Genomic DNA, 17,084 nt, shown 5'->3' with positions numbered 1-17,084 from the left:
GTCGTGGATCGGTGTGCCAACACCCGCATGTCCACGACGTTTGCAAGGAGACGATGATGCCGTTCCTGTCCGCTGCGCTCGACCGTGTGAAGCCGTCCGCGACCATCGCGGTCACGGATAAAGCACGCGCGCTGAAAGCGGCAGGCCGCAACGTCATCGGCCTCGGCGCCGGCGAGCCGGATTTCGACACGCCCGCCAACATCAAGCTGGCGGCGATCCGCGCCATCGAGGCCGGCAAGACCAAATACACCGACGTCGGCGGCATTCCCGAGCTGAAGGAGGCGATCATCGCCAAGTTCCAGCGCGAGAACGGCCTGACCTACAAGCCGAACCAGATCATCGTCGGCACCGGCGGCAAGCAGGTGCTCTACAACGCGCTGATGGCCACCATCAATCCGGGCGACGAGGTCATCATTCCCGCGCCGTACTGGGTGAGCTACCCGGAAATGGTGGCGCTGGCCGGCGGCGACCCGGTGCCGGTGGTGTGCACGGCGGAGCACGGCTTCAAGCTGCAGCCCGACGCGCTGGAGAAGGCGATCACGCCGAAGACCAAGTGGATCATCCTGTGCTCGCCGTCGAACCCGACCGGCGCCGCCTATTCGCGCGCCGAGCTGAAGGCCATCACCGACGTACTGGTGAAGCATCCGCATGTCTGGGTGATGACCGACGACATGTACGAGCATCTGGTCTACGACGATTTCGTATTCACGACGCCGGCGCAGATCGAGCCGAAGCTGTACGACCGCACGCTGACGGTGAACGGCGTGTCGAAGGCCTATTGCATGACCGGCTGGCGCATCGGTTATGCCGGCGGCCCGGCCGAACTGATCAAGGCGATGGCGACCATCCAGTCGCAGTCGACCTCGAACCCGTGCTCGATCTCGCAATGGGCCTCGGTCGAAGCGCTCAACGGTCCGCAGGACTTCATCCCCGTCAACAACAAGGCGTTCAAGGAACGCCGCGATCTCGTGGTGGCGATGCTGAACCAGGCCAAGGGCATCGACTGCCCGCGGCCGCAGGGCGCATTCTACGTCTATCCGTCCTGCGCCGGCACCATCGGCAAGACCTCGCCGTCCGGCAAGGTGATCGCCAATGACGAGGACTTCGTCACCGAACTGCTCGAGCAGGAAGGCGTCGCGGTGGTGCAGGGTTCGGCATTCGGGCTCGGCCCGGCGTTCCGGATTTCCTACGCCACCAAGAACTCCGATCTCGAGGACGCCTGCAAACGCATCCAGCGCTTTTGCGGCAATTTGCGATAGAGCGTTTTCGAGCGAAGCATGTCCCGCACGTGATGCGGGATGGCTTCCCGGTTCGCGTTAAGAAAACGCGTCAGAAGAAAGGCGTGTCAAATCACGTCTTCGATATCCGGCCGTCGAACATTTGAAGTTTCGAGGGTGACATTTGGAAGCGCCTTGTTTTGGACAAGGCGCTTTCTTGTTTTCGACAAGGCGTTTTCTTTCTGTCGCTCCGCAAGTTCATTATTTCATGCGGAGACCAACATGCGACTCTCGACACTCACTATCGCCATCGCGGCGCTCGGCGCCTCGATCGCCGGGGCAAACGCGATGCCGCCGATGCGCGCCGGCATCCTGCAATGCCAGGGCGGCCAGAATGTCGGTTTCGTGGTCGGCTCGGTCACGTCATTCGAATGCGTGTTCCAGAGCGAAGGCCGCCGTCCCGAACCCTATATCGCGACGGTGCGCCGCTACGGCGTCGATCTCGGCTTCACCGAGCAGACCCGGCTGGCCTGGGCGGTGAACGCGCCGACCAGCAGGCTCGGGCGCGGCGAGCTCGCCGGCAATTACGGCGGCGTCGGCGCCAATGCCTCGGTCGGCGTCGGCTTCGGCGGCAATTTCCTGGTCGGGGGATCTGCCAATTCCTACGCGCTGCAACCGCTCAGCGTGCAGGGCCAGACCGGGTTGAATGTCGCGGCCGGCATTGCCGACATCGAGCTGCAGCCGGTCCGCTTCGGGCGCGGCGGCACTTACCGGGTGCATCGCCGCCATCACCACCATCGCCGTCACGGCTGAAGCGCCAACGAGGTTAACGAGAGAGGCCCGCGCAAGCGGGCCTTTTTTGCGAGTCCGTCATTCCGGGGCAGCCCGCAGGGCTGAACCCGGAATCTCGATGTGATGGGCACCGAAACCCCCGCATCGAGATTCCGGGTCTGGTGCTTGCGCACCATCCCGGAATGACAACGCCACCGCCATTGTGTCATAGAGAATCAGGCGCCAAGGCGTGGCGCTGTTCCGATTCCCTGCTCGCATCACATCCCTTCAGCCGGAGATTTCTTCATGCGCCGCTCACTCATCCTTGCCGGTATCGCCGTTAACCTGCTGCTTGCATCGTTTGGCGCCGCCCAGGCGCAGCAGCCGATGCAGCGCGTGCAGGTCGGTATTCTCGAATGCCGCGGCGGCGCCAGCATCGGCTTCATCGTGGGATCGGTGACCAATCTCGGCTGTGTGCTGCGCGCCGACGGCCTGCCGGAAGACCGCTACGTCGCGACCATCCGCAAGGTCGGGCTCGACCTCGGCATCACCCAGGAATCCGCGCTGGCCTGGGGCGTGTTCGCGCCGGTCGCGCGGCTCGGCCCCGGCGATCTCGCCGGCAATTACGCCGGCGCGCAGGGCAGTGCCGCGATCGGCGTCGGGGTCGGCGGCAACGTGCTGGTCGGCGGCTCCAACAACACCATCGCCCTGCAACCGCTCAGCGTGCAGGGCCAGGTCGGCCTCAGCATCGCGGCCGGACTGGAAAGCCTGGAATTGCGGCCGGGAAGGTGAGGGGGTTGATGGATTGGCGCCGATAGCACGCAGGATGGGTGGAGCGAAAGCGATACCCATCATGTTTTGCACGAGTGGTGATGGGTTTCGCGAAAAGCTCAACGCATCCTACGAGCTGCCCATGCTTCGAGACGCTCGCGCCGCTCGCTCCTCCCGAGTGAGCGCGAAGCGCTCATCCGGGCATGAGGTTGTTGTGTTTCAGCAGGTTCAACCTCATCCTGAGGAGCGTCGCGAAGCGATGCGTCTCGAAGGATGGACCGCAACACCGATTTGCAACTCCATAAGCCCGTCGTCTCAGTGGAAGATGCGTCCGGAATCGATGACGACGGTCTGGCCGGTCATGGTCTCGGTGCGGCACATGGCGACCACCATGTCGGCGCAGTCGTCCTTGTCGGCGGGCTTCTTCAGCAGCGCGCCCGATGCGGAGCGCTCGATCTGCTCTATCAGGAGATTCGCCGTTGCGCGCGTGCCTTCCAGCAGACCCGGCGCCACGCAGTTGACGAGCGTCTCCGGCGCCAGCGCCACCGCCATGCAACGCGTCAGATGAATCAGCCCCGCCTTCGACACGGCGTAGGCGATGGAAGAGCCGGTCGGGCTGAGCCCTGCCACCGAAGCGATGTTGACGATGCGGCCTCGCCCCTGGGCCTTCATGACAGGGGCCACCGCCTTGGTCAGGCGCATCGGCCCCGTCAGGTTGATGGCCATGATCTTGTCCCATGCCTCCAGCGTCAGATCGTCGAGATCGCCGAACGGGATCGAGACGTTGTAGGCGGCGTCATTGACCAGAACATCGAGGCGGCCGAAAGCCCGGGTGACCTCGCCCACCAGCCGATCCACCGCCGCGCCGTCGGTGATGTCACAGGCGAAAGCCCGGGCGTTGACCTGATAGCTCGACGTCAGTTCGCCGGCGACGCTTTCCGCCTGCTCGCGGCTGCGGGCGTACATGACGGCCACATGGGCGCCCTCCTGCGCGAGCGCATGGCAGATGCGCTGCCCCAGCCCGCCATTGCCGCCCGTCACCAGTGCAACCGCGCCCTTCAGGTCCATCGCTTCTCTCCCTTGACGCGAATGCGCTGTCGCAAGCCGCCATGTCTGCTCATCTTCAAATAGCAGTCAAGGGAACATCGAGTTTGCTAAATCCATTCTGTCGAACGATTGCCGCGCACGCCGCACCGCCATTGGGGCCGTAGGGCGGATTCACTTTAATCCGCCATCGCGTATGGATCGGCGGGTTAAAGTGAATCCGCCCTAAGCGAGCTGGCGCCGTTGAATTCTACATCAAAAGTTTTGGGATTAGTTGCGGTGCAGTAACCGCCATAAAGTGCTTTGAAAATGCAACCTAGGTATGCATGATTTAGTCGAGTATGCCAGGTCAAGGACCAAGGGGGAGCGCAAGCGTCGTAGTCATGGGGAAGCTATGTCCCTTTTCGTAATGCAGTTTATTTGTTTGGGACGCGCGAGGCATCATCATCCGTCTGTCTGGAAATGACAATCAATCGGATCACTCAATAAGCGGTTGTCAACTTCGGAGAATTCAGAAGTTGGAAATTTCACATCATTCATCGGAGGGGAGATGATGCACAGGCGATCTATGATTTTGGGCGGGGTAGCTGCCGCAACACTATCACCTTTGAAAGCCGCGGAAACGTTTGTCAACAACACACCGATGGGACCGCTCCGACGAGCTTATGTCGATCATCCAACAGTCATAAAGCAGAATTGCCAGCTTTGGTGTTGGGCCGCTTCATCGTCAATGATCTTTGCGTCTCACGGGCACCAGGTACCGCAACAGCAAATTGTCCAGAAACTCTTTGGTGAAACAGTTTGCGCATCTTCAGGCATGCATCCACTAGGTCCTACGGGGACAATCACAGCTACGCTCTCTTCGCCATGGACGAATATCAGCGGAACCACATTTAGTCCGCATATAGTTGCCGCGTACGACGCGTACAGGAGCATCAACGCGATCAACAACAACTTCATCATCAACGAGCTAACGCAGAACCGTCCGCTGCTTTACTGCAACCGGACCCATGCGATGGTCGTTGTGGCGATCGAATATATTGCCACTCCAATGGGACCGAACCCTACAGCGGTTGGCGTCATTGATCCCTATCCGGGATCTCCGGACTTTCATCTCTTGTCTGGTCCCGAAATGGTGCCTGCTCATATGGGCGGTGACATGACGTATGTTGCTTCAGTGCACATATAGGCCGTAGGGCGGATTCCCTTTAATCCGCTATCTCGTATGGATCGGCGGGTTGAAGTGAACCCGCCCTACGCGAGCTCCTTGCTTCATGTTGCAATCATACAGCATGCATCAAGGGCCGCTTCCGGGAGGGTGTGTCCGCCGAAAAAGACGCCACTGGCGGGATGATAGAATAGTGCCGGTGATTTGCCCGACGTGTCAAAATGTTTACTCACAGCATCCATGCCCCATGGTACTTTGCATGGGGTTGTTTTCGCGATTTTTACTTCGGCGCGACCGCTTGCGACAAATCAACCCGGCGGGCAAAATTTCCCTTCCGCCGTCGGGCAAATCACCGTTACGACTCCCGCCATCCTGTCCCCTTAGGAGGGGCGTTGGCCATCGTCACCGAACGTTGGGATGGGATGCGGTGGACGCGACGGCATCGTGCGCGGAAAAGGATTGCAGGGCGGGATAAACTCCGTGAGCGGTCTTTAGGACGTGCTGACGAGCGGTGTCGAAGCGTACGGCAAAGTCGTGTGGACCTGACGCCTCAGTGGTCGGCGTCAAGTCTTTCGGAGGCGCAAGGGCTCAACCGGGCCGGCGTGCCAAATTCCGGGAGGCGACGGAGGCGAGAAGAGCCCGATACTCCGGGGTGAGCGCGATATAAGCCGTAAAGCCATTGCGCAGGGAATGTCGGATGTTCTCCGCTGCCCTGTATGCTCGTGTGCGCTTTTCTTTCTACCCTTTTGCATGCGAGACCGCGGGTGCAGCGCGCATCCGGCATTCCCTGCTCCCTCATTTGAGGGGGACAACGACAGGCAAAGCTCGGGTGCCTCCCGCCGCGAGAAGGCGGACGTGTATCTGGCTGAAATTTGAGTCCGCAAGTCAGGAGCGGCCACGCTGTTCGCACACCTACCGCTGTCATCGCCCGGCTTGACCGGGCGACCCAGTATTCCAGAGACGGTCATGTTCAATCGAGAAGCCGCGGCGTACTGGATCGCCCGGTCAAGCCGGGCGACGACAGTCTTGTTGTGGCGGGCGGCTCGACTCGATCCCGGAGGGGAACAAGGGCGCGCGCTTCCTGCAAACGCCAGTCAGCGGCAACGATCGGGCGTTGCGCAATCCACCCCATCGACGTTTTTCTCGCTTGCCAAAATCCCGGGACGGGCGGACGATCCCCATGCCGACCCAATCAAGGGCCGAGCTCCAACCAAGGAGGCGGCAATGGGACAAGACGTCAGAAGTCCCCGCGGTCCACGGTGCATTGCGCTGGTGGGCCCTTTCCAAAGCGGTAAAACCACACTCCTCGAAGCGATATTGGCGCGCACCGGCGCCATTCGTAACGCCGGCAGCGTCGACGCCGGAACCTCGGTCGGCGACGCCAGCCCGGAGGCCCGCCGTCACAAGATGGGCACCGGCCTCACCGCCGCCACCACTGACTTCATGGGCGACAGCTACACCTTCCTCGATTGTCCCGGTTCGATCGAATTCGCGCACGACATGCGCGCCGCGATCCCGGCGGTCGATGCCGCTGTCGTGGTCTGCGAGGCGGACGAGAAGAAGCTGCCGCAGCTTCAGATCATCCTGCGCGAACTCGAGGATCTCGGCATTCCGCGCTTTTTGTTTCTCAACAAGATCGACCGCGCCAACAAGCGCATCCGCGAGACGCTGGCGACCCTGCAGCCGGCCTCAAGGATCCCGCTGGTGCTGCGGCAGATTCCGATCTGGAACGGCGACCTGATCGCGGGCTTCGTCGACCTCGCGCTGGAACGCGCCTTCGTCTACCGCGAACACAAGGCGTCCGAAGTGGTGGCGCTGCAAGGCGGCGACCTCGACCGCGAGAAGGAAGCCCGCTTCTCGATGCTGGAAAAGCTCGCCGATCACGACGACGCGCTGATGGAGCAACTGCTCGAGGACATTACGCCGCCGCGCGATGCCATCTTCGACGATCTCGCCCGCGAATTGCGCGAAGGCCTGATCTGTCCGGTGCTGCTCGGTTCTGCGCTCCGCGAGAACGGCGTGCTGCGGCTGATGAAGGCGTTGCGCCATGAGTCGCCCGGGGTCGCCGACACCGCCAAACGGCTCGGCGCGGCTTCGGCGAAGGACGCATTGGCCTATGTGTTCAAGACCCTGCATCTGCAGCACGGCGGCAAGCTGTCGCTGGCGCGCATCCTCGCCGGACATCTCGACGACGGCGCCACGCTGCAATCGTCATCGGGCGAGACCGGCCGGGTCTCCGGAATTCTTTCCGTCAACGGCGCGCACGACAGCAAGCGCGCCTCCGCCAACGCCGGCGACACCGTGGCGCTCGGCAAGCTCGACACCATCAAGACCGGCGACACGCTGTCGAGCGGCAAGACCGCGCCGAAAGCGCTGGTGAGCGTCGAGCCGACGCCGCCGGTGCTGGCGTTGTCTTTGTCGGCCACCGACCGCAAGGACGACGTCAAGCTCGGCCAGGCATTGCTGCGGCTCAACGAGGAGGATCCTTCGCTGACGATGATTCACAATCCGCGCACCCACGACATCGTCTTGTGGGGGCAGGGCGAGATGCATTTGCGGGTGGCGCTGGAGCGGCTGCGCGAGCGCTTCGGCGTCAACGTCAAATCGCAGCCGCCTTCGATCGGCTATCAGGAGACCATCCGCAAATCGATCACCCAGCGCGGCCGGCACAAGAAGCAGTCCGGCGGCCACGGCCAGTTCGGCGACGTGGTGCTGGAGATCAAGCCGATGCCGCGCGGCGGCGGCTTCGAGTTTCATGAACGTGTGGTCGGCGGCGCGGTGCCGCGAAATTATATTGGCGCGGTGGAAGAGGGCGTAGTCGACGGGCTGCTGCGCGGGCCGCTCGGCTTTCCCGTGATCGACGTCCAGGTGACGCTGACCGACGGCTCCTACCACAGCGTCGACTCCTCCGATCTCGCTTTCCGCACCGCGGCGCGGATCGGCGTCTCAGAGGCGCTGCCGCAGTGCCAGCCGGTGCTGCTGGAGCCGATTCATGTGGTCGAGATCGTCTGTCCGACCGACGCCACCGCCAGGATCAACGCCATCCTGTCGGGACGGCGCGGGCAGATTCTCGGCTTCGACACCCGCGACGGCTGGCCGGGATGGGACCGCGTCCGCGCCATGATGCCGGAGGCCGAAATCGGCGAACTGATCGTGGAGCTGCGGTCGGCGACCGCCGGCGCCGGCAGTTTCACGAGGGCTTTCGACCGCATGGCCGAAGTCACCGGCCGCGCCGCCGACCAGATCATCGCCGCGCACGGCGTCGCGGCGTAGGAGTTGTTTCTGGTCGCGTTCTTGACAGCAGCAAGCGGAAGATAAATTGATCGTCATGGCCGGGCAAAAGTGCGAAGCACGTCTCGCGCGAAGGCGCGCTTCGCGCTTTTGGCCGGGTATGACAAGGAGATCTGTCCGTGACCAAACCCCCCGCCGCATGCCTGATCGGATGGCCGGCGGCGCATTCGCGTTCGCCGCTGATTCATCATTACTGGCTGCGCTCGCTCGGCATCGAGGGCGGCTACAGCATCGAGGCGATCCCGCCCGAAGGCTTTGCCGAATTCGTGCTGCACCTCTCGACCCACGGCTTCGTCGGCGCCAACGTCACCATTCCGCACAAGGAGCGCGCGCTGGCGCTGTCGAAGCCGGACGAGCGCGCCAGTGCCGTCGGCGCGGCCAATACGCTGTGGTACGAGGGCGGCGAGTTGCGCTCGACCAACACCGACATCGAGGGCTTCATCAACAATCTCGACGCCTGCGCGCCCGGATGGGACCGTGCCGAGGAAGCGCTGGTGCTGGGCGCCGGCGGCTCGTCACGCGCGGTGGTGTTCGGCCTGCTCGAGCGCGGCATCAAGAGCGTGCATCTGGCCAACCGGACCATCGAGCGCGCCCGTGCGCTGGCCGGGCAATTCGGCGCTCATGTGCATCCGGTCGCGTGGGAGACCGTCGAGGAGCTGCTGCCGCGCGCGGGCCTTTTGGTGAATACGACCTCGCTCGGCATGCACGGCCAGCCGCCGCTTGAGATCGACGTCGGCCTGTTGCCTGATAACGCCGTGGTCGCCGATCTCGTCTATGTGCCGCTGGAAACGCCGTTGCTGGCGGCCGCCCGCGCGCGCGGACTGAAGGTCGCCGACGGGCTCGGCATGCTGCTGCACCAGGCCGTGCGCGGCTTTGAATTGTGGTTCGGGCAGCGGCCGAAGGTCACGCCGGAACTTCGCGAACTGGTCGAGGCCGATCTCATGCCAACGTCAGGCACGACCGGATGACGCCGCCGATGCCTTCCCCTCTCCCGCAAGGGGAGAAGGAAGACGGCCACGCCGATCCTAAATCGCCAGCACGTGGTCGTCGATCTCGGCGATGGTGTTGACGCCGCACAGGCCCATGGTCACGCTGAGTTCGTTGCGGATGATGTCGAGCGCCTTGGCGACGCCGGGGCCGCCATAGGCGCCGAGGCCGTGGATATAGGCCCGGCCGATCATGCAGGACTTGGCGCCGAGCGCCAGCGCCCGCATCACGTCCTGGCCCGAGCGGATGCCGCCGTCGAACAGGATCTCCATCTGCGTGCCGACCGCGTCGACGACCTCAGGCAGCACCTCGATCGACGATGGCGCGCCGTCGAGCTGGCGGCCGCCATGGTTCGACACCACCAGCGCCTGCGCGCCGGTCTTGGCCGCTTCCTCGGCGTCCTCGACGTCGAGAATGCCCTTCAGGATCAGCTTGCCGGGCCAGATGCTGCGGATCCACTCGACGTCCTTCCAGTTCAGCGTTGTGTCGAACTGCGTCGCGATCCAGGTCCCCAGCGCGGTGATATCGTCGGTGCCTTTGAGATGGCCGACCAGATTGCCGAAGGTGCGGCGCTTGCCGCGCAGCACGCCCGCGACCCAGGCCGGCTTGGTGGCGAAATCGACCAGCTTCGACAGCGACCATTCCGGCGGCACCGTCATGCCGTTCTTGATGTCGGCATGGCGCTGCCCGATCACCTGCAGGTCGACGGTCAGCACCAGCGCGCTGCATTTCGCGGCGATGGCGCGCTCGATCAGCGCCTTGATGAAGCCGCGGTCCTTCATGACGTAGAGCTGGAACCAGAACGGCTTGTCGACATTGGCGGCGACATCCTCGATCGAGCAGATCGACATCGTGCTCAATGTATAGGGAATGCCGGCGGCCTGCGCGGCGCGGCAGGCGTGGATTTCGCCGTCGCCGTATTGCATGCCGGTCAGCCCGACCGGGGCGAGGATCAGCGGCAGCGCGGCGGGCTCGCCGAGGATCGTGGTCGAGAGGTCGCGCTTCGACACGTCGACCAGAATGCGCTGGCGGAACTTGATCTGCTGCAGGTCATCGACGTTGGCGCGCAGCGTGTCCTCGGAATAGGAGCCGCGATCGGCGTAATCGAAGAACGCCTTCGGCACTTTGCGCATATGGACCTGGCGCAGATCCTCGATGCAGGTGATGTGTTTCATATGCGCTCCCGGCCCTTCTTGCATTCGTCGCTTTGACTATTCATCTAGCATGGTTGGGGCCCCTGCAAAATCGCCCCACGGGAGGCTGCCAGCCAGGGAGGCCATCCATGACCGGATCACGCACCAAAGTCGGCGAGGTCGCCGACAAAGTCGCCGAGAAGCGCCAGCTGGATAGGGCGCTGGAGGAGGGGCTGGAGGAGACCTTTCCGGGTTCCGATCCGGTCAATGTCACCCAGCCACCGCCCTCGAAGGCCGACCATCACGTCAAGCGCCGCGACTAGCGGGCCCGCCGGCAGGTGTGCCGGCGGCATAATACCCGCATTAACAATGTGTTAGCCGCCGGCGGGTCAATCGGCCGCCGGTAATGATTCATCATATTTTTTGAAGCCATTTTAGCGCTGCAGGCATTATAACCCGCTGCACGCTATGATAGGCGGGCGTTCGGGGCTTCTCGCAGGGTGGTTGCAGGAGCCGGGACGGAGCTGGGGGTCACATGAGCCGCAAATATTTCGGGACGGACGGGATCCGGGGCCGTGCCAACGGTCTGATCACGCCGGAGCTGGCGCTCAAGGTCGGGCAGGCGGCCGGACTGGTGTTTCAGCGCGGCGACTATCGCCATCGCGTCGTCATCGGCAAGGACACGCGGCTTTCCGGCTACATGATCGAATACGCGATGGTGGCCGGCTTTACCTCGGTCGGCATGGACGTGCTGCTGCTCGGCCCGATACCGACGCCGGCGGTGGCAATGCTGACCAAGTCGATGCGCGCCGATCTCGGCGTGATGATTTCGGCTTCGCACAATCTGTTCGAGGACAACGGCATCAAGCTGTTCGGCCCGCAGGGCTTCAAACTGTCCGACGACGTCGAAAAACAGATCGAACAGTTGCTCGACGAATCGCTCGACAAGAAACTGGCGCAGAGCGCCAGTCTCGGCCGGGCCCGCCGCATCGACGGCGTCCATGACCGCTATATCGAATTCGCCAAGCGCACGCTGCCGCGCGATCTCAGCCTCGACGGCCTGCGGGTGGTGATCGATTGCGCCAACGGCGCCGCCTACAAGGTGGTGCCGGAAGCGCTGTGGGAACTCGGCGCCGACGTCATTTCCATCGGGGTCGAGCCGGACGGCTTCAATATCAACAAGGAATGCGGCTCCACCTCGCCGGAAACGCTGAGCCGCAAGGTGCGTGAGATGCGCGCCGATATTGGCATCGCGCTCGATGGCGACGCCGACCGGGTCATCCTGGTCGACGAACGCGGCCATCTGGTCGATGGCGACCAGCTGCTCGCGGTGATCGCGCAAAGCTGGAAGGAAGACGGCCGGCTCGCCAAGCCCGGCGTCGTCGCCACCGTGATGTCGAATCTCGGGCTGGAGCGTTTCCTCGAAGGCCAGGGCATCGAGCTGATCCGCACGCCGGTCGGCGACCGCTACGTGCTCGAACAGATGCTGAGCCGTGGCTACAATGTCGGCGGCGAACCGTCCGGTCACATCATCCTGTCGGACTACGCCACCACCGGCGACGGCTTTGTCGCCGCACTTCAGGTGCTCGCCGTGGTGCAAAAGCTGCGCCGCCCGGTATCGGAGGTCTGCCACCGCTTCGACCCGCTGCCGCAGATCCTGAAGAACGTCCGCTATCGCAGCGGCAAGCCGCTCGACGATGCCGAGGTCAAATCGGCGATCGTGGACGGCGAAAAACGGCTCAACGGCCATGGCCGGCTGCTGGTCCGCTCCTCCGGCACCGAGCCCGTGATCCGGGTGATGGGCGAGGGCGACGACCGCATCCTGGTCGAGGAAGTGGTCGATCACATCGTCACCGCGCTCGGTCAGGCCGCGGCCGCCTGAGCGCGCTAGACTTTTGTTTTGACGCGTTTTCTTTATGCGAACCGGGATCCACTTCGCTCGAAAACGCTATGATCGCATCGCAGCCATTATCTAATGGCGCTGGTCGGTGCGGCGCCGCCGTCGTAGGAGGAGCTATTGCGCTCCGAATCCGGATTTCAGGTCTTGAACAAGCCCGTCGTCGTCAGTGAGGAGGCGCTGGTTGCGCCGGTGGTGGTGCCCGATGTCGTGGCGCCCGCCGCCGTGGCGGGGCCGGCCTATGTCGTGCTCGCGGGCATCAGCCTGTCGCATTTCCTCAACGACACCATGCAGTCGCTGATCGCCTCGGTCTATCCGATTCTGAAGGACAGCTACGCACTCGACTTCGCGCAGATCGGCATGATCACGCTGGCGTTCCAGTTCACCGCCTCGCTGCTGCAGCCGGTGATCGGATATGTCACCGACAGGAAGGCGCAGCCGTTCTCGCTGGCCATCGGCATGGGCTTCACGTTCTTCGGTTTGCTGCTGCTCAGCGTGGCGCAGCAATATCCCGTCATCCTGGTCGCGGCAGCATTGGTCGGACTGGGTTCGGCGGTGTTTCATCCGGAGTCGGCGCGGATCGCCCGCCTTGCTTCCGGCGGACGCTACGGCTTCGCCCAATCGGTGTTCCAGCTCGGCGGCAGTTTCGGAACCTCGATGGGCCCGCTGCTGGCGGCGTTGATCGTGGTGCCGTTCGGTCAGCCCAGCATCGCCTGGTTTTCCTCGATCGCATTTCTCGCCATCGTCATCCTGTGGCGGATAGGGCATTGGTACAAGCCGCAGATCGCGACGAAGAAGGCGCCGCCGCCGGCGCATCTGGACGCGCCGAGTTCCCTCCGGGTCAAGGTCGCGCTGGTGGTGTTGGTCGCGCTGTTGTTCTCCAAGCAGCTCTACGTCTCCAGCCTGTCGAGCTATTACATCTTCTATCTGATCGACAAGTTCGCGGTCTCGACCCAGACCGCACAGTTCTATCTGTTCATCTTCCTTGCCGCCAACGCCGCCGGCGCCTTTTTCGGCGGTCCGCTCGGCGACCGTTTCGGCCGCAAATACGTGATCTGGTTTTCGATCCTCGGCGCGCTGCCGTTCACACTGGCGCTGCCTTATGCCGGGCTGTTCGCCAGCGCCGTGCTGACCATCTTCATCGGCTTCATCATTTCGTCGGCGACTTCGTCGATCATCGTGTTCGCGCAGGAACTGATGCCGCACCGGCTCGGGATGATCTCCGGGGTGTTCTTCGGATTTGCCTTCGGCATCGGCGGGCTCGGGGCCGCGGTGCTCGGCAAGGTCGCCGACCACACCGGCATCGCCTTCGTCTATCAGGTCTGCGCGTTGCTGCCGGCGATCGGATTGCTCGCGGTGTTCCTGCCGAAGATGCCAAACGCCGCGCGCTGACGCGGCAACCGTTGGCGCTGCAACCGCCGGATTTCCATCAACACATTGTTAGCGATTGTGGCGGTTCCCGCCATTTCCGTGCTGCCGATTTCACCGCTGCAGAAATTTCCCATGGCGCGATTGGGAAGACGCAGCCGGCGTTTTTCGCCGGCGGTTGCACGGCAAAATATTGAAATTCCGCACGGTCTCGTTGCCGGACCGCACGCGCCCGAGGGGCGTGCGCAACAGATTATCAACCTTAATAATTAGGGTTAAGTGCCGCTTAAACATTTGATGGCATCGTCCGACCGTGAGTTTTTGATGTGAGGCCTCCGTTGTCTGCCTCACCGGACAAAAGGACGAAGCCAATGCGTAGCGTTAAGTTTCTCGTTGCCGCCGGAGCGGCATCAATGTTGTCGTCGATGGCTTCTGCCGCCGACATGGCCATCATGCCGCCGCCGGCATACGCACCGCCTCCGGTGGTCGAGGACTTCGGCGGCTGGTATCTGCGTGGCGACATCGGATTCAGCAATCAGCGGGTCGATCGCCTGAACAACGCGCTCGATGCCGGCCTCACCACCCAGAGCCAGAGCCTCAACTTCAACACCGCTGGCATCTTCGGCCTCGGCGTCGGTTACAAGGTCAACAACTGGTTCCGCGCCGACGTCACCGGTGAGTATCGCGGCAATTCGCATTTCTTCGGCAAGGACAACATCAGCTACGTCGGCGGTGTCGGTACCGACACCTATCATGCCACCAAGTCCGAATGGGTGGTTCTCGCCAACGCCTATGTCGATCTCGGCACCTGGTGGTGCATGACGCCGTTCATCGGCGCCGGTGTCGGCGGCGCGCGGGTTTCGATCAACAACTTCACCGACCAGAGCATCGCTCTCAATGGCGGCGTTGGTCCCGCGTTGCCGGGCCTCGCCTTCGGCGACAGCGCATCGAAATGGAATCTCGCCTGGGCGCTGCATGCCGGTGTCGGCTACAAGGTCACGCCGAACTTCACGGTCGAACTCGCCTATCGCTATCTCGACATGGGCGACGGCGTGACCGGCGATCTCAGGGCTTTCGACGGCACCAACGGCATCAACAATCCGATGACGTTCAAGAGCATCACCTCGCATGACCTCAAGCTGGGCGTGCGCTGGGATCTCTCGAGCCCACCGGTCTACGCGCCGCCGCTGATGCGCAAGGGCTGATCGAGCCTCATTCCTCTTAACGAGTATTAACGGCGCGGGATCTTCCCGCGCCGTTCTCGTTTGGCGTGGGCCGATACGCTTGCGCAAGGGTCCGTTGCGGAAATGATCTCGGGTTTTCGCACAGGATCGTGCCGATCGCGGCCTGCGACAACGATTGGTTAAGGTTAACAGGCGATGATCAGCGCCAGTCAGAGTTCGAGGGAGCGTTGCGATGCGTAGATTTTTGCTGGCGGCGATGATTTTCGGGGCGGCCTCCGGTGCGGAAGCGGCCGACCTTCCGTTTCTTCGCGGCTCCTTCACCGACGGGCTGACCACCGCGAGAGTCAACTGGCAGGGCTACTATATCGGAGGACAGGCAGGCTACGGGTCTTCCGACGAGAATTTCAACGGTTCGACCTCGAACATGACCGCGGCCTTGCTGGCCAATACCACCATTGAAAGCGAAATGCAGGTTTCGCGCTGGAACCTCGGGCTCGGCAAGCAGTCAGCACGAAGCTCTGGCTTCGGCGGGTTCGTCGGATATAATTCGCAATGGGACGACGTGGTCATCGGTGTTGAAGCGAGCTATCTCCACGGCGCATTTGGCGGGTCGACCTCGGCGAGCCAATCCCTCGTCAGCTCCACACCGCTATCCGACGGCTTCTATCATGCTGTGACGGCAACGTCGTCCTCCGCGATCGCGGTCAAGGACATGGCCACACTCCGCGCGCGCGCGGGCTATGCCTACGGGAGCTTCCTGCCATATTTGTTCGGCGGAGTCGCACTCGGAAATGCCGATATCACGCGCTCCGTGACTGTCAACGACCACTATGCGCTTACTTTTGCAAACGCAGTAGCTTCCTGTGCCGTTGCATTCTGCGCCACGTTGAGCGCAACGCAGGCCCAGCATAATCATCTGGTATATGGCTACTCCGCAGGCCTCGGCGTGGACGTCAATCTGATTGGCGGTCTCTTCATGCGTGCAGAGTGGGAGTATCTGCGTTTTTCCGCCAGCACGGATACCAGCATCAACACGGTGCGTGCCGGCCTGGGCTACAAGTTCTGAAACCCGGCGCGGCTGCGAGATTCCGGGCGCCGCCCGATGCTGTTGACAGAAGTGCTGCCGGCTGCTGGTCTGTCGCTCTGTCCTGAGAACGGTGGCCGGCCATGAAAATCTACGGCGATACCAATTCGGGCAATTGCCTGAAGGTGAAATGGGTCTGCGATCGCCTGGCGCTGCCCTACGAATGGATCAGCGTCGATACGCTCAAGGGCGAGACCCGCACCACGGAATTTCTCAAGCTCAACGGCGCCGGGCAGGTGCCGACGGTGGTGTTCGACGACGGCCGCGCGCTGGCGCAGTCCAACGCCATCATCCGTTATCTCGCCCGCGGCAGCGATCTCATTCCCGCGGATGACTTTGCCGCGGCGAAGATGGACGAGTGGCTGTTCTGGGAGCAGTACAGCCACGAGCCCTATATTGCGGTATGCCGCTTCCAGATGGTCTATCTCGGCAAGCCGGCCTCCGACCTCGATCCCGACAAGATCAAGCGCGGCTATGCGGCGCTGGCGCGGATGGAGCATCAGCTCGCCGAGACGCGGTTCCTGGTCGGCGAGGCTGTTTCGCTCGCCGACGTCGCGCTATTGGCCTATACGCGGGTGGCGCATGAGGGCGGCTTCCACCTCGACGGCTATGCCGCGGTGCGGCGCTGGATCGGCGAGACCGAACGTTATCTCGGGTTGCCTCCGGCGCGCTGAATTCCCGGGATTACCGCCATGGCCGCAATTTCCAACGTCACCATCCGGCGCGCCCGCCGCGACGACGTCGGCGCCATGGTGGCGATGCTGGCGGACGATCCGCTCGGCAGCGCGCGTGAACGGATCGAAAACCCGCTGCCGCCGTCCTATTTCCGAGCATTCGATCGGGTCGAGGCCGATCCGAACATTCATCTCGTGGTCGCCGAGGACGGCGAGGGCACCGTGATCGGCCTGCCTGCAGCTCTGCATCCTGCCGGGACTGAGCTCGCAGGGCTCCGTGCGCGGCCTGATCGAGGATGTCCGTGTCGCCACCGATTGCCGCAGCCACGGCGTAGGGGAGCAGCTGGTGCAATGGGCGCTCGACGAGGCTCGTGTCAACGGTTGCAAGCTGGTCGAACTGTTCACGCATAACAGCCGCGTCGACGCGCAGCGGTTTTACAGGCGGATCGGGTTTCAGCCGAGCCATGTCGGCATGATCTGGCGATTTTGATACAA

13 protein-coding genes and 1 pseudogene are annotated in these 17,084 nt (G+C 63.0%); 12 read left to right on the top strand and 2 right to left on the bottom strand.

Features of this window, described 5'->3' with window-relative positions; translation table 11 throughout:
* The first annotated feature begins 56 nt into the window (after positions 1–56).
* The 3 genes from KMZ68_RS21490 to KMZ68_RS21480 all read left to right on the top strand — a co-directional run bounded on the left by KMZ68_RS21490 (position 57) and on the right by KMZ68_RS21480 (position 2,780).
* Positions 57–1,259 (top strand): pyridoxal phosphate-dependent aminotransferase, encoded by a 1,203-nt coding sequence (locus KMZ68_RS21490; RefSeq protein WP_215613159.1) that lies wholly within the window; start codon positions 57–59, stop codon positions 1,257–1,259.
* A 240-nt stretch (positions 1,260–1,499) separates the two neighbouring features.
* Entirely contained in the window at positions 1,500–2,030 is a 531-nt protein-coding gene (locus KMZ68_RS21485) for a DUF992 domain-containing protein (RefSeq protein ID WP_215613158.1), read from the top strand.
* A 264-nt stretch (positions 2,031–2,294) separates the two neighbouring features.
* Positions 2,295–2,780, top strand: coding sequence for a DUF992 domain-containing protein (locus tag KMZ68_RS21480; RefSeq protein ID WP_215613157.1), 486 nt, complete (start codon positions 2,295–2,297; stop codon positions 2,778–2,780).
* A gap of 294 nt (positions 2,781–3,074) precedes the next feature.
* Here the strand turns inward: KMZ68_RS21480 and KMZ68_RS21475 are convergent, their stop codons facing one another.
* Positions 3,075–3,827, bottom strand: coding sequence for an SDR family NAD(P)-dependent oxidoreductase (locus KMZ68_RS21475; protein ID WP_215613156.1), 753 nt, complete (start codon positions 3,825–3,827; stop codon positions 3,075–3,077).
* A gap of 2,368 nt (positions 3,828–6,195) precedes the next feature.
* Here KMZ68_RS21475 and KMZ68_RS21470 point away from each other — a divergent pair.
* Together KMZ68_RS21470 and KMZ68_RS21465 are read left to right on the top strand one after the other, a co-directional pair.
* Entirely contained in the window at positions 6,196–8,244 is a 2,049-nt protein-coding gene (locus KMZ68_RS21470; RefSeq protein WP_215613155.1) for an elongation factor G, read from the top strand.
* Between the two features lie 137 nt (positions 8,245–8,381).
* Positions 8,382–9,230, top strand: coding sequence for a shikimate dehydrogenase (locus tag KMZ68_RS21465; protein WP_371741367.1), 849 nt, complete (start codon positions 8,382–8,384; stop codon positions 9,228–9,230).
* Between the two features lie 57 nt (positions 9,231–9,287).
* Here the strand turns inward: KMZ68_RS21465 and KMZ68_RS21460 are convergent, their stop codons facing one another.
* Positions 9,288–10,424, bottom strand: coding sequence for an alpha-hydroxy acid oxidase (locus KMZ68_RS21460; protein WP_215613154.1), 1,137 nt, complete (start codon positions 10,422–10,424; stop codon positions 9,288–9,290).
* A gap of 107 nt (positions 10,425–10,531) precedes the next feature.
* Here KMZ68_RS21460 and KMZ68_RS21455 point away from each other — a divergent pair, with 107 nt between their 5' ends.
* The 7 genes and pseudogenes from KMZ68_RS21455 (at position 10,532) to KMZ68_RS21425 (ending at position 17,079) form a co-directional block, all read left to right on the top strand.
* On the top strand, positions 10,532–10,705 hold the full coding sequence (locus tag KMZ68_RS21455; protein WP_215613153.1) for a hypothetical protein: 174 nt from the start codon (positions 10,532–10,534) through the stop codon (positions 10,703–10,705).
* A 212-nt stretch (positions 10,706–10,917) separates the two neighbouring features.
* Complete coding sequence (gene glmM / locus KMZ68_RS21450; protein WP_215613152.1) at positions 10,918–12,264, top strand: phosphoglucosamine mutase; 1,347 nt, start codon at positions 10,918–10,920, stop codon at positions 12,262–12,264.
* 162 nt (positions 12,265–12,426) lie between these two features.
* On the top strand, positions 12,427–13,671 hold the full coding sequence (locus tag KMZ68_RS21445) for an MFS transporter (RefSeq protein WP_215613151.1): 1,245 nt from the start codon (positions 12,427–12,429) through the stop codon (positions 13,669–13,671).
* A gap of 347 nt (positions 13,672–14,018) precedes the next feature.
* Entirely contained in the window at positions 14,019–14,852 is an 834-nt protein-coding gene (locus KMZ68_RS21440; RefSeq protein ID WP_215613150.1) for an outer membrane protein, read from the top strand.
* A 211-nt stretch (positions 14,853–15,063) separates the two neighbouring features.
* On the top strand, positions 15,064–15,897 hold the full coding sequence (locus KMZ68_RS21435; protein ID WP_215613149.1) for an outer membrane protein: 834 nt from the start codon (positions 15,064–15,066) through the stop codon (positions 15,895–15,897).
* Between the two features lie 101 nt (positions 15,898–15,998).
* Positions 15,999–16,589, top strand: a complete 591-nt coding sequence (locus tag KMZ68_RS21430) for a glutathione S-transferase family protein (protein WP_215613148.1) — start codon at positions 15,999–16,001, stop codon at positions 16,587–16,589.
* Between the two features lie 18 nt (positions 16,590–16,607).
* Positions 16,608–17,079, top strand: a pseudogene (locus KMZ68_RS21425) (GNAT family N-acetyltransferase).
* Positions 17,080–17,084 lie beyond the last annotated feature (5 nt).

It is taken from the genome of Bradyrhizobium sediminis, from assembly GCF_018736105.1.
Taxonomy (GTDB): domain Bacteria; phylum Pseudomonadota; class Alphaproteobacteria; order Rhizobiales; family Xanthobacteraceae; genus Bradyrhizobium.
This window is presented reverse-complemented; position numbering and strand designations above follow the sequence as displayed.